A 20,552-nucleotide genomic window follows, 5' to 3' on the forward strand; every position below is an offset into this window, starting at 1 on the left:
AACAACCGACCCAGAAAACGATTGAGCTATCTCACTCCAGCCGAGGTCTTTTTCAACTACGATACCCTTGCACTTCGTGAGTGAATCCACCGACATCCATGTCCCTTACAAAAACGTCGCGCATCCATGCGCGCCGCCCTACGGGTTGTATCTACCCGGCTTGCCGCTGCGGTATGGGGGGATGAGAAGCCAACAGCAAAAACAGAGCAAAGCGACAGCGACAGCGACAGCGACAGCGACAGCGACAGCGACAGCGACAGCGACAGCGACAGACAGTGCAACACGAGGCAAATCAGATCCCCGTCTACCAACCAATCCCCAATCCCCGCCCCTTTGGCACCCTACTTGCATCACCACCCCCATGAGCCCTGAAATCGCCCTGACCGAATTGCGTGGTGGCCTGGTCACCGTCCTGTGGATCGCCGGCCCCATGCTGCTGGCGGTGCTGGTGGTCGGCGTGGTGATCGGCGTGATCCAGGCCGCCACCCAATTGAACGAGCCCACCATCGCCTTCGTCGCCAAGGCCGTGGCGTTGACCGCCACCCTGTTCGCCACCGGCAGCCTGCTGCTGGGGCATCTGGTGGAATTCACCATCGCGCTGTTCCAGCGCATTCCCCATCTGATCGGTTAGCGCACCGGATGGATGCCGCCACCCAGATGGTGATCGATGGCCAGCGCGCGTTCGCAATGGTCGGGGCGATCCTGTGGACGATGCTGCGCACCGGTGCGCTGCTGACCGCCATGCCACTGATCGGCACGCGTGCCGTGCCCGCACGGGTACGGGTGATGCTGGCCGGCACCTTGTCGATGGCACTGGCCCCGATCCTGCCGCCAGTGCCCGAATGGGACGGATTCACCGCGGCGGCCGTGCTCAGCATCGCGCGCGAACTGGCAGTGGGTGCCAGCATGGGGTTCATGCTCAAGCTGATCTTCGAAGCCGGTGCGCTGGCCGGCGAGCTGGTGTCGCAATCCACCGGCCTGTCGTTCGCACAGATGTCCGATCCGATGCGCGGAGTGACCTCCGGCGTGATCGCGCAATGGTTCTATATCGGCTTCGGCCTGCTGTTCTTCGCCGCCAACGGCCACCTGGCGGTGATCGCCCTGCTGGTGGACAGCTACAAGGCCTTGCCGATCGGCACCGCCCTGCCCGACGCCAGCGCCTTCGCCAACGTCGCCCCTACGCTGTTCCTGCAGGTCCTGCGCGGCGGGCTGACCCTGGCGCTGCCGATGATGGTGGCGATGCTGGCGGTCAACCTGGCCTTCGGTGCGCTGTCCAAGGCCGCGCCTGCGCTCAACCCGATGCAGCTCGGCTTGCCGCTGACGGTGCTGCTGGGTTTGTTCCTGCTGGCCAGCTTCGCCAGCGAGTTCGCCCCGCCGGTCCAGCGCCTGTTCGATACCGCCTTCGACGCCGCCAGGGGCCTGACCGCCTAATTGAGACGCAGCTCAAGTTTCAGGGACAACGGCCGCCAACGCAGGTGACGATCGTGTGAGTGGACCATCCTCTTCCTTGCCCGGACACCAATGCCCAACCTGTTTGCGCTATTCGCTTCATGGGATTTGCACGGCCACAGGCGCTGCCGCCAGGTTGCGCTGTGCCTGATCGGCTGGGTGCTGGCAGCGAGCGTCGGCGCGCAGACCTACAGCCTTCGCGACTATGGCCAGGCCGACGGCCTGCAGGGCATGACCGTCAACAGCCTGCTCGAAGACCGCCAGGGGGTGGTCTGGATCGGCACCGAGCTGGGCCTGCACCGCTTCGAACGCGAACGTTTCATCCTGGTGGGCAAGGAAAGCGGCCTGGACGCACGCTTCATCCGGGCCTTGACGCTGGATCGTCGCGGACGTCTGTGGGTTGCCAGCGTCAACGGGGTCTTCGTGGGCGATGGCCGTACCTTCACGCCGGTCCTGCGCGATGGCAATCCGATCCGCGCCGACAGCGGCAACGTGATCGCGGCCTACGCGGACGGCGCAGTGGTGGTCAGCGAGAACCAACTGCTGCAGCTGTCGCCGAAGGCACCCGCTGGCTGGAGCGTCCGGGTACTGCCGTTGCGCCTGGACGACGGCACCCTGCTGCCGGCCGGCAAGGCCTTGCTGGCCGATGGGCAGACCTTGTGGTCCAGCTGCGGCAAACAGGTCTGTCGCATCGATGCCGCCGGGCATGTCGCACTGCTCGGCAGCGCCGAGGGCGTGCCACAACGGAACTGGCGTGCCATCTTCCGTGACCGTGCGGGCCGGATGTGGCTGCGTGGCGGGGGCGCGGTGTTGTCGCGTGCGCCCGGCGAACGCGAGTTCCAGGCACATCCGCCACCGGCCGGCAGCAGTTTCGACACGCTCTCAGCGGCCACCACCCTGTCCGAAGACGCGCAAGGCCGCCTGCTGACCCGCTCCGATCGCGGCATGGTGCGCTGGGAAGGCGACCACTGGCGCTATTTCGGTCACGACAAGGGGGCAGGAATCAGCCCGATGGTTGGCCCATTGCTGATGCAGAGCACCGGCCAGTTGTGGATCGGCACGCGCGGGCTGGGGGTGCAGCGCTGGCTGGGCTACGGCACCATCGAGCACTGGGACGAAAGCCAGGGGCTGGCCGAAGCGCCCACCTGGGCGATCCAGCGGCTACCTAGCGGCGAACTGCTGGTGGGCGGCGATGCCGGCTCCAATGTGCTGGATCCGGCGACCGGACGCGTGCAACCGTGGACGCTCGCCAACGGCGAGCCGCTGCTGCAGGCGGTCTCCATCGCGCTGTCGCCGGTCGATGGCGCGGCCTGGGTGGGGCGCTCGTCCGGTCTGCTGGCGCGGCGCGACCCGCAGACCGGCAAGACCATCGACATGCTGCGGCTCGGCGTTCCGATCAACAAGCTGCAATTCGACCCGGCAGGCGTGCTGTGGATCACCACCCCGCGCGGCTTGTATTCGGTTGCTCCCGGGATGCCGCCGCAGGCCAGGCAGGAACCGATGGTGCCAACGGTGTTCGTGGTGGACCTGGACCTTGATCGCCAGGGACGCCTGTGGGCCAGCACGCGCGAGGGCCTGTATCGCCGCGAAGCGGACGGCCGCTGGGTTCGCGTGCAGGTCCATGGCGACCTGCCCACGCACGATTTCTTCCTGCTCGATTTCTCCGCCGACGGCCAGCTCTGGGTGTCATTGCGCGACACCGGCCTGTGGCACGGCACCGTGCAGGACGCCGCGCAGATTACCTTGACCCCGGTCAACGACCCGCTGGTGGCGCGCGTCATGCCCTTCATCCTGCGGCATGACAGCAAGGGAAACCTGTGGCTGGGCAGTAGCCAGGGACTGGATCTGCTGAAAGACGGGCACTGGTCGCGTGCCACCCGTAGCGAAGGCTTGCTGTGGGACGACCTGTCCGCCAATGGCTTGTTCGAAGATACCGATGGCAGCATCTGGCTGGGCAGCAGCCGTGGATTGACCCACCTGAAGGATCCCTTGCAGGTATTTACCGCACCTCCGCTGCGGGTGGAGGTGCTGCGCGTGCACCGAGGCGAGCAGACCATCGCCCCCGGTGCGCAGGTGCCCTGGTCGCAGGTCCCGCTGGACGTGGAGATCGGTACGCCCGGTGCGGAGGGCGGCCCGGATCGCATCAGCTTCCGTTACCGGGCCAGAGGCCACCAAGCCGGCTGGGCCACCACCTCGTTGAGCCATCTGAGCTATCCGTTGCTGCCCCCGGGACGCTACACGCTGGAGGTGCAGGCGGTGGATGCCAGCCAGCGCAGCGTCAGCCCCATCACACGTTTCGAGTTCGTCCTGACGCCACCATGGTGGCGTGGCCCACTGGCGCTGCTCGCCTATCTGCTGCTGGCCATCGCCGCAGTGATCGGACTGTTGCGGTGGCGCACGGCCAAGTTGCTGCGACGCAAGCGCGAACTGGAAAAACTGGTCGCCGAGCGCACCGCCGAGCTGGAGCAGGACAAGCGCAACCTGGAAACAGCACGCGCCGAACTGGCGCTCAAGGCCAGCCACGACGAACTCACCGGCCTGCTCAACCGCGCCGGCATCCTGGCCGCGCTGCGTAGCCTGCTGCTGGGCGCCGATCCGGTAGTGCGCCCGCTGGCGGTGGTGTTGATCGACCTGGACCACTTCAAGCAGGTCAACGACCAGCACGGACACCTGGCTGGCGATGCGGTGCTGGCCGACGTCGGACGCCGGCTCAACGCACTGGTGCGTGGCGATGACCGGGTCGGGCGCTATGGTGGCGAAGAGTTGCTGGCGCTGCTGCCGGGCCTGCACCGTGGCGCCACACATCGCCTGGAGGCCCTGCACCGTGGCATCTGCGGCCAATACCACATCGACGGCGGCAGCTTGCAGCTCACCTGCTCGGCCGGCGTGGCGTGGCAGCAGCCCGGCGAAACCCTGGAACACCTGCTGGCGCGCGCCGACGCAGCGCTGTACAGCGCCAAACGCGACGGCCGCAACCGGATCGCCTATGCCGAGGAAGCAATCGGCGACGCCCCAGCCAGCGACGCGTAAGCGCTGGCGTCTGCACCCACGCTGCACGCGGCATGATTAAAGTATTCCGCAACGACAGCCGCTAGTCGGTATATCGCGGCCCGTAACGGGCTGCCAACCGAAGCGTGAGAGGTGCGCGCCACGCGCGAACCGCACGCACGATGCGTGGGAGACTGCAACGCCCGTGGGGTTCTTGCACTACCAGAGCAGGTCAACAGGCCGGCGTGCACCGTACGTGGCGGTGTTGCTGCTGGCGTGGCTGGCGGTGGCCGGCCTGGCCGGGGCGCAGAGCGTCAGCATCCGCCGCTACGCGCATGACCAGGGCCTGGTGGGCCTGGCCGGCACCTGTCTGTTGCAGACCCGCGCCACGCTGCTGTGGGTGTGTACCGAAAGCGGCCTGTATCGCTACAACGGGCGCATCTTCAAGCAGATGGAACTGGGCGGTCTGCGCAACGAGCCCATCAACGCGATGAGCCAGGCCGCCGACGGCCAGCTCTGGGTTGCCGGATTCAAGGCCCTGTTTGTCGGCGACGAACACGGCTTGCGCAAGCTCGCTCCCGACGAAGCCCCGCACCTGCAGGAAGGCATGCTGCTGGCCAGCCCGGCATGGGGCACGGTGCTGGCCAACGGTGCAACGCTGGAACGCCTGAGCCCTCGCAGCAACGGCCGCTGGCAGAGCGAGCCGCTGCTGGACACCGCCACGCGTGCCCGCCTACCGGAGCTGTCCAAGGTGCTGAGCCTGTCGGTGGAAGGTGACACCCTATGGGCCGGCTGCGCGCGCAAGCTGTGCGCCATCGATGCGCAGCGCCAGGTGCAGGTCTACGGGCCGGAGCAAGGCGTGCCGGAGGATCGCTGGTCCAGCGTGCTGCGCGATCGCGAGGGCGGGCTGTGGGCGCGTGGCGCCGGTACGCTGATCTATCGCGCACCCGGCGCGGCACGCTTTGCGGTGCGCCCCGCCCCGCTACTGGATGGCAGCACGATCGGACGGCAGGCGCCGTTGGTGATGGACCGCCAGGGACGCGTGCTGGTACGCCGCAACGACGGGCTGCTGCGCTGGGAGGGCGACCATTGGCGTAGCTTCGGGATCGCCAACGGACTGCCACCGGGCAGCAGCGACGCGATCGTGGTGGACCGCGACGGCGATCTGTGGATGACCGTGGACGGTGAGGGTCTGGTGCGCTGGGCCGGCTACGAATGGATCGAAAGCTGGGACGCCTCGCAGGGCATGCCGGCCGCACCGACCTGGGCGATCGCACGCGATGCGCATGACGCCCTGGTGGTGGGCAACGAACACGGCATCGGCCGCCAGGCGCATCCGCACGAGCGGTTCGTCCCGGCCCTGCCGGAGGCCGGCATCCAGATCGTGGGCCTGGCGCGCGGCGCAGACGGCAGCCTGTGGACGCTCAGTTCGGCAGGCCAGCTGCGTCGTCAGTGGCCCGATGGCCGCAGTGCCGAGATCGGCAAGCTTCCGCGCATCGGCAGACGCCTGCACATCGACCGCCAGGGCCGGTTGTGGGTACTGAGCGTCGGCGGCCTGTTCGTGGTCGAACACCCCGAGCAGGGTGGCACGCTGCAGGCGGTATCGGAGCTGCCCGCCATCTCCTACACCGACATCCAGCATACCGCCGACGGCACCTTGTGGGTCTCCAGCGCCAATGGCCTGTTCCGGCTGCAGGGCAAGCAGTGGTCCAAGGTCCCGGTGCGGGTCAATGGCGGCGCGGCAGACCCGTGGATCAGCAAGTTCCATCTCAGCGACGACGGCGAGGTGTGGCTGGCGTTCTATCGCCCTGGCCTGTGGCACGGCATGTTGCTCGACGGCCGGCTGGACCTGCAGGCCGTCAGCGACGAAGCCATGCGCGATGTCGGTGTGTATCTGTTGCGCGGCGACAGCGTCGGCCGGATCTGGGTGGGACACGCGCGCGGCGTGGAGGTCTACAACGGCGAGCGCTGGGCGCACCTGTCGCAATCGCAGGGCCTGCTTTGGGACGACGTCTCCGAAGCCGCGTTCGCCGAAGACCCTGATGGCTCGGTCTGGATCGGCACCTCGCGCGGCATCAGTCACCTGCACGATCCCGGACGCCTGTTCGAGCAGCGCCTGCCCAGCGTGCGCATCGACAGCGTCAGCCGCGGCGGCGTGCCGGTGCAGCGTGGCCAGTTGCTGGGCTGGAGCGACAAGCCGCTGCATATCGAACTGTCGAGCATGGAAGTCTATGACGACCCCAGCCGGCTGTCCGTGCGCTATCGCCTGCTCGGCCTGCACGAGGAATGGATCCAGGGCAACGAGCTGTCGATCGACCAGCCGCCACTGCCATCCGGACATTTCCGCCTGCAGGTGCAGCTGTTCGACCGCTACCGGCGCACCGTTTCGCCGGTGGTCGATCTGCCGTTTGCGATCGCGCCGCTGTGGTGGCGCAGCCCGCCGGCAATTGCGCTGTACGTGCTGATCGGTGGTGGCCTGTTGATCGGCCTGTGGCGCTGGCGGCACCGCCACCTGGTCGCGCGCGAGCGCATGCTGGCCGAGCTGGTGGCCGAACGGACCTACCAGCTGGAACGCGAAAAACGCGATCTGGAGAGCGCCCGCGCGGCGCTGGCGCTGAAGGCCAGCCACGACGCACTGACCGGCCTGCTCAATCGCTCCGGCATCCTGGAGGCGATGGCCGAGGAACTGCTGGCCTGTGCAAGCGCCGACCAACCGCTGGCGGTGGTGCTGATCGACCTGGACCATTTCAAGCAGATCAACGACGAACACGGACATCTGATCGGCGATGCGGTGCTGGCCAGGGTGGGCGCGCGGCTGACCGCCTGCCTGCGCGATTCGGACAAGGTGGGGCGCTACGGCGGCGAAGAACTGCTGGTGCTGCTGCCGGGCATGCAGCGCCAGAGCCAGCACCGGCTGCGCGCCATTCACGAGGCAATCGGCGTGGCGCCCTACGAGGTGGGCGCCGCGTATCCACTGCAGGTGACCTGCTCGATCGGGGTGTCCTGGTTCCGTCCCGGCGACACCGCCGCCACCCTGCTGGCACGCGCAGACGAGGCCTTGTATCGGGCCAAACGCCACGGCCGCAACCGGATCGAACCGGAAGAACCCGACGTCTCGGCTGCCTGACGCCGGCGCGGCCGGGCGCCGGCCCGCCCCATTCCCCACGCGCGACCATCAATTGGCACGCCACTTGCATCAGGCAGGATTAACCACCCACCGGCAGCCCCATGTCCGAGTCCGAAGACGGCGGCGAGCGTACCGAGCTTCCCACCGAAAAACGCCTGCGCGAAGCCCGCGAACAGGGCAACATCCCGCAATCGCGCGAGTTGTCCACGGCGGCGGTGTTCGGTGCCGGCGTGTTCGGCCTGATGGCCCTGGCCAGCGGCATCGGCGATGGCGCGGAGGCATGGATGAAAAACGCGCTCACGCCCGACCCGGCCATGCGGCAGAACCCGATGGCGTTGTTTGGCCATTTCGGCGACCTGTTGCTGCAGTTGCTGTGGGTGATGCTGCCGCTGATCGGCATCTGCCTGCTGGCTGGTCTGGTCGGGCCGCTGCTGATGAGCGGCCTGCATTTTTCCGGCAAGGCATTCATGCCCGACCTCAACAAGCTCAACCCGATGAACGGGGTCAAGCGCATGTGGGGCAGCAACAGCCTGGCCGAGCTGGTCAGGTCGGTGCTGCGCCTGCTGTTCGTGGCCCTGGCCGCCTGGCTGTGCTTCGCCGGCGGCCTGCAAGGCCTGCGCGAGCTGGTGAACCAATCGCTGGAACAGGCCGTCGGCAACGGCCTGGACTTCACCAAGAGCCTGCTGCTCTACACCGCCGGCGCCCTGGTGCTGCTGGCCGCCATCGATGCGCCGTACCAGAAGTGGAACTGGCTGCGGAAGCTGAAGATGACGCGCGAGGAGATCAAGCGCGAGATGAAGGAAAGCGAAGGCAGCCCGGAAGTAAAGGGCCGCATCCGCCAGATGCAGATGCAGATGTCGCAGCGCCAGATGATGGAAGCGGTGCCCAAGGCCGACGTGGTGCTGATGAACCCCACCCACTACGCGGTGGCGCTCAAGTACGAAGGCGGCAAGATGCGCGCCCCGATCGTGGTGGCCAAGGGCGTGGACGAAATGGCCTTCCGCATCCGCGAAGCCGGCGAACAGCACCGCGTGGCGATCGTCACCGCTCCGCCTTTGGCACGCGCCTTGTATAGGGAAGCCCAGATCGGCAAGGAAATTCCCGTGAGACTCTATTCGGTCGTGGCCCAGGTCCTGTCCTACGTCTACCAGCTACGCGGGTGGAACGGCGGCCCGATGCCGGAAGTGCCGTCGCTGGACGTGGATGAGTTCGGCAAGGGAGCCAGCGCATGAGTGCCCAACCCGCCCCGTTAAATGCCCGGCGCGTCATGGAGTTGCTGCGCAACGGCCTGGGCGCCCCGCTGGCGCTGATGGCCATGCTGGCCATGCTGATGGTGCCGCTGGCCGCACCGGTGCTGGATGCGTTGTTCACCTTCAACATCGCCATCTCGCTGATGGTGCTGCTGGCGGTGGTGTACGTGCAGCGCCCGCTGGAATTCACCATCTTTCCGATCGTGCTGTTGATGACCACGATGCTGCGGCTGGCGCTGAACGTCGCCTCCAGCCGCGTGATCCTCATCAATGGCCAGGACGGTCATGCCGCCGCCGGCAAGGTGATCGAGGCCTTCGGCCAGTTCGTGATCGGCGGCAACTACGCCGTGGGCATCGTGGTGTTCGCGATCCTGACCATCATCAACTTCGTGGTCATCACCAAGGGTGCCGGACGCGTGTCGGAAGTGACCGCGCGCTTCATCCTGGACGCCATGCCCGGCAAACAGATGGCCATCGACGCCGACCTCAACGCCGGTTTGCTGACGCGCGAGGAGGCCAAGGCCCGCCGCGAGGAAGTGCGTGAAGAAGCCGACTTCTACGGCGCGATGGACGGTGCCAACAAGTTCATCCGCGGCGACGCCATCGCCGCCATCCTGATCCTGTTCATCAACCTCATCGGCGGCATGGCGGTGGGCATGTTCCAGCACGGCATGTCGTTCGTGGATGCGGCGTCGACCTATACCCTGCTGTCCATCGGCGACGGCCTGGTGGCGCAGCTGCCGGCACTGCTGGTGTCCTCCTCGGTCGCCCTGCTGGTGACCCGCGCCTCGCGCGCGCAGGACATGCGCGGTGCCATGATTAGCCAGGTGTTTGGCCAGCACCGCGCCCTGGCGGTGGCGGCGGCCATCCTGGGCCTGGTCGGCCTGGTGCCGGGCATGCCCAACGTCGCGTTTTTGACGCTGGGTCTGATCCTGGGCGTGATCGCCTGGAAAATGTACAAGCGCAGCCTGGCCGCCCCGGCCGCCGGCGATGCCGCCACCGATCCGCAGGCCGCTGCCGCGGCCACCGCCGCCCAGGCCAGCTCGGAGCTGAGCTGGGACGAACTGCGCCCGATCGACCCGCTGGGCCTGGAAGTGGGCTACCGGCTGATCCCGCTGGTGGACAAGAACCAGGGCGGCGAACTGATGGCGCGCATCAAGGGCGTGCGCCGCAAGCTCACCCAGGACATCGGCTTCCTGGTGCCACCGGTGCATATCCGCGACAACCTGGAGCTGTCGGCCAACGCCTACCGGCTGCTGGTGCACGGCGTGCCGGTGGCCACCGCCGAGATCCATCCCGACCGCGAGCTGGCGCTGGACCCGGGCGGCGCGCTCGGCCAGCTGGACGGCATCCCCGGCAAGGACCCGGCGTTCGGCCTGGACGCTACCTGGATCCAGACGCACCAGCGCGCCTATGCCGAATCGATGGGCTACACCGTGGTCGACCCGGCGACCGTGGTTGCCACCCACCTGTCACACCTGATCCGCGAACACGCTCCCGAACTGCTCGGCCACGAAGAAGTGCAGCAACTGCTCGCCACCCTGGGCAAGACCGCGCCGAAGATGGTCGAAGACCTCACCCCGAAAGCCTTGCCGCTGTCGGTGGTGGTGCGCGTGCTGCAGAACCTGCTGATCGAGCGCATTCCGGTGCGCCAACTGCGCAAGATCGTCGAAGCCCTGGTCGAGCATGCCCCGCACAGCCAGGACCCGGCCACTCTCACCGCCGCAGTGCGCACCTCGCTGGGCCGCTTCATCGTGCAGGAGATCGCCGGCATGTCGGCCGAGCTGCCGGTGTTCACCCTGGCCCCGCAGCTGGAACGCGTGCTGCAGGACTCCACCCATGGCAACGGCGTGGCGCTGGAGCCGGGCCTGGCCGAACGACTGCATCAGAGCCTGGCCGATTGCGTGGGCAAGCAGGAAGCCCGCAACGAACCGGCGGTGGTGCTGGTGCCCGGCCAGGTGCGCGCGGCGCTGGCCCGCCTGGTCCGCCACAGCGTGCCCAGCCTGTCGGTGCTGGCCTACAGCGAAGTGCCGGAAGACAAGCGCCTGAAACTGGTCGGCACCATCAGCTGAGGCGGCAAGCCCGGCGCTGGCCAGGGTTCCCTTCGCGCTCCCCTCTCCGCCTGACGCACTTCGGTGCGTCCACTGCGGCCTCCTGTTGCTGCCCCACCGACGCGACCCGGCGCCTCTGGTTTCCGTGCTGGTCAGCCGTGGCCTACAGGGCAGTTGACGCCGCCGCGACGCCAGTTCCCGCCGCACTCATCTATGATGAACGCCGCTTGGACAAAGACCGCCTCCCGCTGGGCACCGGTGAGCGCGCGGAGGCAATCACACACGGAGATGGACGCATGGGTAGTAAGGGAAAGGCGGGCATTGCAGCGATGCTGTTGGTCCTTGCATTGGTCGCCGGGTTGTATCTGGCCGGTTACATGACGCTGATGCTGCTGAAATTGCAGGTGCCATTGAAGGCGACCACTTATCTGGACTACTGGAGGGCGCTGGACCTTCCGCAAGTGCAACCCTACGTCACCCGCATCAAGATCAGCGGCATCATCGGCTTCGGCCTGCCCTTTATCGCTTGGTTGCTGCTGTTGATTCCCGTGCTGAGAAAAAAACAGCAATCCCTGCATGGGCAAGCCAGCTTTGCCACTGTCGGTGATCTCAAGAAAGCCGGCATGCTGGAGAAAAAGCCGGAAAGCATCCTGGTCGGCAAGCTCGGTGGCCGTTATATCTACATCAACGGCGCGCTCCACGTCATCGTGGTGGCACCCACGCGCTCCGGCAAGACCACCTCCATTGCCATCCCCGTATTGCTGACCTACCAACAATCCATGGTCGTGCTCGACCTGAAAGGCGAGTTGTTCAAGGCCACCAGCGGATACCGGGCCTCGCAAGGTCAGAAGATCTATGTCTGGGCACCTTACGCCACCAATGGCCAGACCCATCGTTTCAACCCATTGACCCTGGTACCCGAAGATCCGCGCGAGCGCATCGCCTCCATCCAGACCATGGCCGCGATCCTGTATCCGGACGAGCCCGGCAAAGACGCCTTCTGGGTCACCCAGGCGCGTACCGCATTCACCGCATTCGCCTCCTATATGTTCGAGAACTGGCACGACATGCGAAGTTCTGGATTTCCAGGCGTGGAAGACCCCAACACAAGCAGCCTGTTTCCCAGCTTCGAACGCATCCTGCGCTTCTCCACCGGCGGCAATAATGGAGAGAACACGGCCGAATTGCTGAAAAAAATCATCACCACCAAGAATTTCAGCTTCATCAGCCCACAGACGCGCTCCACCTTCAGTGCGCTGGCCGGCCTGGCGGAACAGACGTTCTCTTCGGTCATGGCCACCATGCAGGCGCCGTTGCAACAGTTCCTGAGCCCGATCCTGGCAGCCGCCACCAACGCCACCGATATCGACGTCACCGCCATCCGCAAGCGGCTTACCACCGTGTACGTCATCATCCCCACCCAGAAACTGGATGAAAGCAGCAAGCTGTTGAATATCTTCTTCAGCTCGGTGATCGGTAATAATCTCGATAAACAGCTCAACGAAGATCCCAAGCTCAAATACCAGATGCTGATGCTGATGGACGAATTCACCGCCATGGGCCGGGTCGATGTCTGGTCCAAGCGCATCTCCATCTCTGCCAGCTATGGCGTACGCGATTTGTGCATCATCCAGAGCCAGTCGCAGTTGCGTGCCACCTATGGCGCCGACGACGCGCAGAACTTCATCACCAACCATGCCGCCAGCATCGTCTTCACCCCGCGCGAGCAGGAAGACGCCAACGCCTACAGCGACATGCTGGGATATACGACGATCCGCAAGCGTCACCGCTCCACCAGCAAGGGCGGCGGCGGCAGCAACGTGTCATACAACTTTACCGAAGAGCGCCGCGCCCTGATGCTGCCGCAGGAGATCAAGGAGCTGCCCGGCAACGACGAACTGCTGTTCTTCGAAGGGAGCAAGCCGATCCGCTGCGAGAAGAACTGGTTCTTCAAGGACTCGGTCTTGAAGAAGCGCATCATGGACCCGGTGGCGATTCCGGCATTGGCATTGGACGACAACGCCAGGCCATAGCGCATCGCGCTGCATCGTCTACCGGTTGCGTCGCTCTATCCGGGGATCGCAAGTGACCTCACTCCTGCCAGCGCCATCGCGCAGGCTGGGCGGGTTGGTGGCGCAATCGGAGGGAATGGGCCGGACAGGACGGGCTGGATGCCTCTGGTGACCTGGCCCAATGCGCGCACCCAGCTCGTACAGGCACAAGGCGGCGTGCCATGTCGACGCTGCAAACCAACCTGATCCGGCGGGGCAGTGATGGCCACCTCGCCGGGCCGATGCGCGTACCGCGTCAGAAATCCAGCGCAGCACCGATGCCCGAACCGGTCGCCCCACCCACGTCCAGCACCGACACGGCGCACCCTCCCGCAGCGGCGGAAAGCTGACCGTTCCAGCACTGGCAACGCCTGCCCCCTGATCCCCCCGCCTGGCGTGCCGACGTCGTGAAGGCGCAACGCCTTCTTCAAGCAATCGCCTGACCGCCGCCGCCAGCGGTCGATCCACCTGCCCTGCGTCCCATGCGGTTCCCGCGCCGGAAACCCGGCACTGCGGTGTTTGGCACGCCGCATGCATTAGCCCTGGCGAGACCGCAGCCAGCACCACCGCTACGGGGTCGATGGCAGGACTTGGAACTACCAACGGGACAGGCAACTCATGACGCTGGCAACACACCCACATTCATCGCGCACCCGTCCGGCGTCCGGCGGGTCCTGTTCCTGGAGGTACCTGGCATGAAGATCAAACGCTTTGTCGCCCCGGACATGCGCACTGCATTCCGCATGGTACGCGAGGAACACGGCCCGGATGCCGTGATCCTGTCCAACCGTCGCACCGCCGAAGGCATCGAGATCGTCGCCGCCAGCAACTACGACGAAGAGCTGGTGCAGCGCGCCCTGGAAACTGCCCGCGACACCCCGGCCACCACCGTCCCGGTGCAGCAGGCGCCCGTGCAGCAGGCATCGGCACCGGTTGTCGCCCGCCCCGCCGCGCCAGTCCACGCCCCGCTGAAGCCGGCCGCCGAGACCGGCATGAGCCACCGCCAGCGCGTGGCCAGCGCCGCCGAAGAGATGATCGCCGCCATGGCCCTGCGCCAGCCGGCCAGCGTGCCGCGCCAGCCGCCGGTCGCCACCCCGATCCGCAGCGCCGCGCCGATGCCGGCCGTGCAGGAACTGGCCGCACCGGTCGTGCAGCGCCAGGAACACGCGCTGTCGGCGGTGCCGGAACAGCTGTTCGCCGACTTTTTGACCACCGCTCCGGTGCAGCGCCCCGCCGTGCAGGCCGCCCCGGTCCAGGCGCCGACTCCGGTCGTGGCCGCCACGGTTGCCGCCCCCGCCTACGCCGACCAGGGCCAGGACGACGAGGCGTTCGTCGACGCGGCCGACTTCGATCTGGACCAGTCCCTGCCGCAGATCCTGCCGCCGGCCGCCTTGCCACCGATCGTGGTCGCCCCGCCGGCCCCCGCTGCGCTGGCCGCCGTGCCGGTGGCTGCCGCGCCGGTCGCGCAGAACGACGAAGAACTCAAGCAGCTGCGCGGCGAGCTGGCGCTGATGCGGCAGATGATCGAGCGCGAAATGAACCGCCTCACCGACGAGCGCCTGCGCGGCTCGCCGGTGCGCGCGCAAGCGCTGGAACTGATGGACGACTATGGCTTCGACGCCGGCCTCACCCGCGACGTGGCCCTGCAGATCCCGGCCGACACCGAATTGCACCGTGGCCGCGGGCTGATGCTGGGCCTGCTGTCCAAGCGCCTGCCGGTGACCCCGATCGACCCGCTGGAACGCGGCGGGGTGATCGCCCTGGTCGGCCCGACCGGTGCCGGCAAGACCACCACCATCGCCAAGCTGGCACAGCGCTTCGCCGCCCAGCACGCCCCGCGCGACGTGGCCCTGGTCACCACCGACACCCTGCGCGTCGGCGGCCGCGAGCAGCTGCACAGCTACGGCCGCCAGCTCGGTATCGCCGTGCACGAAGCCGACAGCGCCGAAAGCCTGCTCGCCCTGCTGGAGCGCCTGCGCGACTACAAGCTGGTGCTGATCGACACCGCCGGCATGGGCCAGCGCGATCGCGCCCTGGCCGCCCAGCTGAACTGGCTACGCGCCGCCCAGCAAGTCACCTCGCTGCTGGTGCTGCCCGCCAACTCCCATTTCGCCGACCTCGACGAGGTCGTGCGCCGCTTCGCCCACGCCAAGCCCCAGGGCGTGGTGCTGACCAAACTCGACGAGACCGGCCGCTTCGGCAGTGCCCTGTCGGTGGTGGTCGATCACCAACTGCCCATCACCTGGGTGACTGACGGACAGCGGGTCCCCGACGACCTGCACCGCGCCAATGCCGCCAGTCTCGTTCTTCGCCTTGAAGATTTACGGCGCGCTGCCGATAAGCCCTGTACTCCGGAGCACAACCATGCAGTCGCGTGAATACGCAAAGCTGACCAACGCCTTCCCCCTGTCGGCAACCCGTCCCGAGCCCCTGGGCCCGGTGCGCACCATTGCCGTGACCGGTGGCAAGGGTGGCGTGGGCAAGACCAACATCTCCGCCAACCTGGCCGTGGCACTTGCCGACATGGGCAAGCGCACGCTGCTGCTGGACGCCGATCTTGGCCTGGCCAACCTGGACGTGGTGCTGGGGCTTTCACCCAAGTACACCCTGGCCGACCTGATCGCCGGCCGTTGCACGCTGGATGAAGTCATCATCGAAGGCCCCGGCGGCGTGCTGGTGGTGCCGGCCGCCTCCGGCCGCCGCCACATGGCCGAACTGGCCCCCGCCCAGCACATCGGCCTGGTCAATGTGTTCTCCGAGCTGGAGCGCGATCTGGACGTGATGGTCATCGACACCGCCGCCGGCATCACCGACAGCGTGCTGACCTTCTGCCAGGCCGCCCAGGACACCGTGGTGGTGGTCTGCGATGAACCGGCCTCGATCACCGATGCCTACGCACTCATCAAGGTGCTCTCGCGCGAACGCGGCGTGGACCGCCTGCAGATCATCGCCAACATGGTGCGCGACCCCAACGAAGGCCGCCTGCTGTACGACAAGCTCTCCCGCGTCTGCGAAAAGTTCCTCGGCGACGTGTCGCTGAACTATCTCGGCCACGTGCCGCAGGACGACTGGTTGCGCCTGTCGGTGCAGCGTCAGCAGCCGGTCATCAAGGCCTACCCCGCCAGTCCGTCGGCGCAGGCCATCGCAGAAATCGCTCGCCGTACCTCGCGCTGGCAGGCTCCCACCGTGCCGCGCGGCAACGTCGAGTTCTTTGTCGAACGCATCATTCAACGGGGAGTGGCCGCATGAGCACCGCTACCGCAACCACGGCCAGCGCGCAGTACCGCGCCGTGCAGCGCAACAACGCCAACGACGTGGTGACCCAGCACGCCGACCTGGTCCGCCGCATCGCCCACCATCTGGCTGCGCGCCTGCCGGCCAGCGTGGAAGTGGACGACCTGATCCAGGCCGGCATGATCGGCCTGATCGAAGCCTCGCGCAGCTACGACTCCGAGCAGGGTGCCTCGTTCGAGACCTATGCCTCGATCCGGATCCGCGGCTCGATGATCGACGAGATCCGCCGTGGCGACTGGGTGCCGCGTTCGGTGCACCGCCGTGCCCGCGATGCCGCCGCCGCCGTGCGCAAGATCGAACAGAACACCGGCCGTGCCGCCGCCGCCACCGAAGTGGCCGCCGCGATGGAGATGCCGCTGCCCGACTACCTGCGCCTGATGGAAGACGCCGCACGCGGCCAGGTGCTGAGCCTGGAATCGCGCATCGAAGATCACGGCGAGCTGGACACCACCGCCAAAGGCGGGCCCAATCCGCAGCAGATGATGGAACGGGGCGAATTCGGCCGCGAGCTGGGCAAGGCCATCGGCCAATTGCCCGAGCGCGAGCAACTGGTGCTGTCGCTGTACTACGAACAGGAATTGAACCTGAAGGAAATCGGCGCCGTACTCGGTGTCAGCGAATCGCGCGTCTGCCAGATCCACGGCCAGGCCGTGGTGCGCTTGCGCGGCCGCCTCAAGGTATTCGAACTGGCCGATGCCGGTGTCGAAAATGACGATTGATTTTTTCGCGTATTTTTCGTGTTAGGAGCTTGATGTGAACAAGAACATGCGGATCCTGATCGTGGACGACTTCTCGACAATGCGACGCATCGTCAAGAATCTGTTGGCAGATCTTGGCTTCACCAACACCGCAGAGGCCGAGGATGGCAACAGCGCGCTGGCTGCGCTGCGCGCAGGTCCGTTCGATTTCGTGGTGACGGACTGGAACATGCCCGGCATGACCGGCATCGACCTGCTGCGCAACATCCGCGCCGACGCCAAGCTCAAGCACCTGCCGGTGATGATGGTGACCGCCGAAGCCAAGCGCGAGCAGATCATCGAAGCCGCCCAGTGCGGCGTGAACGGCTACATCATCAAACCGTTCACCGCGCAAACGCTGGAAGAGAAGCTGGGCAAGGTGTTCGAACGTCTGACGGCGACCGCCTGATGAACGCCACCGTCGAAGCCGATGCCGAACGTGCCGCGCTGATCGAACGCCTGCAACACGCGCTCGATGCACTGGAAAGCGGTGACCAGGTTGCCTGGCGGCGCGAGGTCGATCACCTCGCCGCCCTGCGCACGCGCCCGATGATGCAGAGCCTGAGCCGGCTCGCCCGCGAACTGGGACAGGCCCTGGGCGAACTGCCCACCGTGCCCGACGAGGCCGGCGAACTGGACGATGCCTGCTCGCGCCTGGACCATGTGGTGGAGATGACCGAAAAGGCCAGCCACCGCACCCTGGACCTGGTCGAGGAATGCCGCGTGCTGGCCAACCAGCTGCGCGACGGCGGCCTCAATCAGGACCAGGCCGCGCTATTGGACAAGATGCGCCACAACCTGACCGAACTGTCGCTGGCGCAGAGCTACCAGGACCTCAGCGGGCAGATCATCCGCCGCGTGGCCGGCATCGTGCGCCGCGTGCATGAGGGCTTTGGTGCACTGGGCCTGCCACCGAAGAGTACCGAACCGAAGAAAGACGACGGCGGTCTTGCCGGCCCCGCCATCAAGGGCCTGGACCGTCATGCGGTGTCGCAGGACGACGCCGACGACCTGCTGTCCGGATTGGGGTTGTAACCATGAGTGCTGTTCCAGACGATATTGCTGCCGATTTCATCGTCGAGGCCCAGGAAATCCTGGACCGCCTCGGCGAACAGCTGGTGTCGCTGGAACAGGCACCAGACGAAGCCGACCAGCTCAACGCGGTGTTCCGCGGTTTCCACACCCTCAAGGGCGGCGCCGGCTTCCTGGCGATCAAACCCATGGTGGAGCTGTGCCACGCCGCCGAGGAAACTCTCGGCATGGCGCGCTCTGGCCAGGCGGTGTTGCAGGCGCATCACTTCGATGCCGCGCAGCAGTCGCTGGATTATCTGCAGGCCATGTTGGATGCGATGGGCTCGGGTGAACCCGTGCCGCACGCACCGGCCACGCTGATTGCGCAATTCGATGCCAAGAGCGGCCCACCGGCGGTCAAGTCCGTGCCCAAGGGCGCCACCGCACCGGCGCACGACGCCCACGCACCCGCTGCGCCCGGCGCCAAGGCCGGCCCCAAGGCCGCAGCCAAGGCCGGTGCCGAGGCCGAGCAGACCGTGCGCGTGGACACCAAACGGCTGGACGCCATCGTCAACCTCATCGGCGAACTGGTGCTCTCGCGCAACCGCCTGAAGACCTTGCGCACCCGCCTGCGCGATGAAGAACTCGACCGCGCGGTGAGCACGCTGGACATCGCCACTGCGCGCCTGCAGACCGCGGTCATGCGTACCCGCATGCAGCCGGTGAGCAAGGTCTTCGCGCGCTTTCCGAAGGTGGCGCGCGATGTCGCGCGCACCCTGTCCAAGGAAGTGGAACTGGAACTGATCGGCGCCGAGACGGAACTGGACCGCAACCTGGTCGAAGCCCTGGCCGACCCCTTGGTGCACCTGGTGCGCAACGCCATCGACCACGGCATCGAATCGCCGGCCCTGCGCGAAGCCACCGGCAAGCCACGTAGCGGCCATGTGCGCCTGTCCGCGCAGCAGGAAGGCGATTACGTCAGCATCGAAATCCAGGACGACGGCGCCGGCATCGACCCCGAGCGGCTGCGCGAGATCGCCCGCAACAAGGGCCTGATCGACGCCGAGGCCGCCGCCCGCCTGAGCACCGACGAGTGCCTGCACCTGATCTTCATGCCGGGCTTTTCCACCAAGGTCGAGGTCACCGACATCTCCGGCCGTGGCGTGGGCATGGACGTGGTGCAATCGCGCATCCGCGAACTCAGCGGCCAGATCCAGATCCAGTCCGAACTGGGCCGCGGCAGCCGCTTCATGATCCGCGTGCCGCTGACGCTGGCGATCCTGCCCACGTTGCTGGTGCAGGCCGGCGAAGCCGTCTACGCCTTGCCATTGGCACGCGTGGTCGAAGTGCTGCACGCCCCGCAGACCTCGCTGGGCTGGTTCGACGGCCGCGCCGTGCTGGACCGCCGCTCGCACACCCTGCCCCTGATCGACCTGCGCCGCTGGCTGGGCGTGCCCGCCGAACAACCGCCGCTACTGACCGTGGTGCTGCTGCAGGCCGGCGAAACCCGCTTCGGCCTGGTGGTGGACCAGGTGCGCGGCCGCGAGGAAGTAGTCATTAAACCGCTACCACGCGCCCTGCGCGGCCTGCCCGGCTACGCCGGCGCAACCCTGATCGGCGACGGACGCATGGCCTTGATCCTGGATGTGGATGGATTGCGCTCCAGCGATCATTGAGCTGGGGGCTTGGGGGCTTGGGGATTCGGCCAAGCAGCAGGCTCCCCCCATCAGGTAGGTCATGTGCGATCTCGCTGAGGCTGACCGCCACCGCAGAGCGCAGCTGGACACCTCGGCGTGATGGACCGATCCTCGTATCGTCAAGGCGCATGCGCCGGCGCGCTGGAACACTCCCCCCCACGATTGATCGTGGCTGCACAGTCGAGCGCGGCATCGCGGTTGTTGCGGATGTCAGTCAGGGAACTGGCGATGGTCACATCCGGGGTGACTCCCCGCCCTTCGAGCGAGACACCGGAGGAATCCTTGAAAGAGGCGATCGGAATGTGAATTTTTGCGCCACGATCAAGTGAGTAGACCTGCGCAATCAGCACCTGGCCGGCCGTGCGCTGACCAATCACACGGGCACGGCGATAGCGTTGCAGGGTCGCCGACAGAACCTCGGCAGCACTGGAGCTGGCTTCACTGACAAGGACAGTGACTGGAACATCCGTTGCTGTCATTCCTGTTGGAACACGCAGCTCGATGGACGATTCGCGACCGCGCTCCGTTCCAATCAGCGTTCCTGCCGGAAGAAAGTTCTTGGCAATGTCACCCATGGCCGTTGCGACTCCACCGCGATTGAGCCGGAGATCAAGCACGATCGGCTGCCCGGGATGAGACGCGACCTGCTGGGTGACCCAGCGCATATTCTTCGTATTGAATTCGTTGAATTCCAGAACGAGCGACTCCCGGTGCTCATAGGCGACTCGCTCATAGAGCTTGGCCAGGAGTCTTTCTCCCATGGCGTGCTCGGTGGGATCTGTCCTTACCTGAAGCACTTGCCCGGATGCCCCCCATGTCACGATAGTTGTCCGCTCCCCTGAATCCTCAGATGGAGACCGCGATGGCCCACTACAGCCCCGAACTCAAAGACCAGAT

Annotated in this window: 14 protein-coding genes; 13 read left to right on the plus strand and 1 reads right to left on the minus strand. The window is 66.5% G+C overall.

The features are described from left to right. Window positions 1-361 precede the first annotated feature (361 nt). From XcuCFBP2542_RS17010 to XcuCFBP2542_RS17070, 13 genes are all read left to right on the plus strand, one after another. On the plus strand, window positions 362-631 hold the full coding sequence (locus tag XcuCFBP2542_RS17010; protein ID WP_104605198.1) for a flagellar biosynthetic protein FliQ: 270 nt from the start codon (window positions 362-364) through the stop codon (window positions 629-631). An 8-nt stretch (window positions 632-639) separates the two neighbouring features. Further along, complete coding sequence (gene fliR / locus XcuCFBP2542_RS17015; RefSeq protein WP_104605200.1) at window positions 640-1,431, plus strand: flagellar biosynthetic protein FliR; 792 nt, start codon at window positions 640-642, stop codon at window positions 1,429-1,431. Window positions 1,432-1,521: 90 nt separating this feature from the next. Next, window positions 1,522-4,479 (plus strand): ligand-binding sensor domain-containing diguanylate cyclase, encoded by a 2,958-nt coding sequence (locus tag XcuCFBP2542_RS17020; RefSeq protein WP_104605202.1) that lies wholly within the window; start codon window positions 1,522-1,524, stop codon window positions 4,477-4,479. 163 nt (window positions 4,480-4,642) lie between these two features. After that, window positions 4,643-7,564 (plus strand): ligand-binding sensor domain-containing diguanylate cyclase, encoded by a 2,922-nt coding sequence (locus tag XcuCFBP2542_RS17025; protein ID WP_104605204.1) that lies wholly within the window; start codon window positions 4,643-4,645, stop codon window positions 7,562-7,564. Window positions 7,565-7,665: 101 nt separating this feature from the next. Further along, window positions 7,666-8,796 (plus strand): flagellar biosynthesis protein FlhB, encoded by a 1,131-nt coding sequence (gene flhB, locus XcuCFBP2542_RS17030; RefSeq protein WP_104605206.1) that lies wholly within the window; start codon window positions 7,666-7,668, stop codon window positions 8,794-8,796. Beyond that, the gene (gene flhA / locus XcuCFBP2542_RS17035; protein WP_104605207.1) at window positions 8,793-10,886 is read left to right on the plus strand and encodes a flagellar biosynthesis protein FlhA; all 2,094 of its coding nucleotides are present in this window, start codon (window positions 8,793-8,795) and stop codon (window positions 10,884-10,886) included. Before flhB ends, flhA begins: the two co-directional genes overlap by 4 nt. Before the next feature lie 275 nt (window positions 10,887-11,161). Beyond that, window positions 11,162-12,898, plus strand: a complete 1,737-nt coding sequence (locus XcuCFBP2542_RS17040; protein ID WP_104605208.1) for a type IV secretory system conjugative DNA transfer family protein — start codon at window positions 11,162-11,164, stop codon at window positions 12,896-12,898. Between the two features lie 713 nt (window positions 12,899-13,611). Then, window positions 13,612-15,294 (plus strand): flagellar biosynthesis GTPase FlhF, encoded by a 1,683-nt coding sequence (gene flhF / locus XcuCFBP2542_RS17045; protein WP_104605210.1) that lies wholly within the window; start codon window positions 13,612-13,614, stop codon window positions 15,292-15,294. Continuing rightward, window positions 15,281-16,165 carry a MinD/ParA family protein gene (locus tag XcuCFBP2542_RS17050; protein ID WP_010374294.1) on the plus strand — a complete coding sequence of 295 codons (885 nt, stop codon included), beginning with the start codon at window positions 15,281-15,283 and terminating at the stop codon, window positions 16,163-16,165. Before flhF ends, XcuCFBP2542_RS17050 begins: the two co-directional genes overlap by 14 nt. Continuing rightward, window positions 16,162-16,929, plus strand: a complete 768-nt coding sequence (locus XcuCFBP2542_RS17055) for an RNA polymerase sigma factor FliA (RefSeq protein ID WP_104605212.1) — start codon at window positions 16,162-16,164, stop codon at window positions 16,927-16,929. Before XcuCFBP2542_RS17050 ends, XcuCFBP2542_RS17055 begins: the two co-directional genes overlap by 4 nt. A 34-nt stretch (window positions 16,930-16,963) precedes the next feature. Beyond that, the gene (cheY, locus tag XcuCFBP2542_RS17060) at window positions 16,964-17,356 is read left to right on the plus strand and encodes a chemotaxis response regulator CheY (protein ID WP_167526872.1); all 393 of its coding nucleotides are present in this window, start codon (window positions 16,964-16,966) and stop codon (window positions 17,354-17,356) included. After that, entirely contained in the window at window positions 17,356-17,982 is a 627-nt protein-coding gene (locus XcuCFBP2542_RS17065) for a protein phosphatase CheZ (RefSeq protein ID WP_104605214.1), read from the plus strand. Before cheY ends, XcuCFBP2542_RS17065 begins: the two co-directional genes overlap by 1 nt. A 2-nt stretch (window positions 17,983-17,984) precedes the next feature. Next, on the plus strand, window positions 17,985-19,634 hold the full coding sequence (locus XcuCFBP2542_RS17070) for a chemotaxis protein CheA (protein ID WP_104605216.1): 1,650 nt from the start codon (window positions 17,985-17,987) through the stop codon (window positions 19,632-19,634). A gap of 140 nt (window positions 19,635-19,774) precedes the next feature. Here XcuCFBP2542_RS17070 and XcuCFBP2542_RS17075 read toward each other — a convergent pair whose 3' ends face one another. Then, window positions 19,775-20,416 carry a S41 family peptidase gene (locus tag XcuCFBP2542_RS17075; RefSeq protein ID WP_104605218.1) on the minus strand — a complete coding sequence of 214 codons (642 nt, stop codon included), beginning with the start codon at window positions 20,414-20,416 and terminating at the stop codon, window positions 19,775-19,777. Between the last annotated feature and the right edge of the window lie 136 nt (window positions 20,417-20,552).

This window comes from Xanthomonas cucurbitae, assembly GCF_002939885.1.
Classification (GTDB): domain Bacteria; phylum Pseudomonadota; class Gammaproteobacteria; order Xanthomonadales; family Xanthomonadaceae; genus Xanthomonas; species Xanthomonas cucurbitae.

Bases quoted from the DNA above. Each gene is read 5' to 3' on its own strand.
- XcuCFBP2542_RS17010 (WP_104605198.1), top strand. From the start codon at position 362: ATGAGCCCTGAAATCGCCCTGACCGAATTGCGTGGTGGCCTGGTCACC.
- fliR (WP_104605200.1), top strand. From the start codon at position 640: ATGGATGCCGCCACCCAGATGGTGATCGATGGCCAGCGCGCGTTCGCA.
- XcuCFBP2542_RS17020 (WP_104605202.1), top strand. From the start codon at position 1,522: ATGCCCAACCTGTTTGCGCTATTCGCTTCATGGGATTTGCACGGCCAC.
- flhB (WP_104605206.1), top strand. From the start codon at position 7,666: ATGTCCGAGTCCGAAGACGGCGGCGAGCGTACCGAGCTTCCCACCGAA.
- flhA (WP_104605207.1), top strand. From the start codon at position 8,793: ATGAGTGCCCAACCCGCCCCGTTAAATGCCCGGCGCGTCATGGAGTTG.
- XcuCFBP2542_RS17040 (WP_104605208.1), top strand. From the start codon at position 11,162: ATGGGTAGTAAGGGAAAGGCGGGCATTGCAGCGATGCTGTTGGTCCTT.
- flhF (WP_104605210.1), top strand. From the start codon at position 13,612: ATGAAGATCAAACGCTTTGTCGCCCCGGACATGCGCACTGCATTCCGC.
- XcuCFBP2542_RS17050 (WP_010374294.1), top strand. From the start codon at position 15,281: ATGCAGTCGCGTGAATACGCAAAGCTGACCAACGCCTTCCCCCTGTCG.
- XcuCFBP2542_RS17055 (WP_104605212.1), top strand. From the start codon at position 16,162: ATGAGCACCGCTACCGCAACCACGGCCAGCGCGCAGTACCGCGCCGTG.
- XcuCFBP2542_RS17065 (WP_104605214.1), top strand. From the start codon at position 17,356: ATGAACGCCACCGTCGAAGCCGATGCCGAACGTGCCGCGCTGATCGAA.
- XcuCFBP2542_RS17070 (WP_104605216.1), top strand. From the start codon at position 17,985: ATGAGTGCTGTTCCAGACGATATTGCTGCCGATTTCATCGTCGAGGCC.
- XcuCFBP2542_RS17075 (WP_104605218.1), bottom strand. From the start codon at position 20,416: ATGGGAGAAAGACTCCTGGCCAAGCTCTATGAGCGAGTCGCCTATGAG.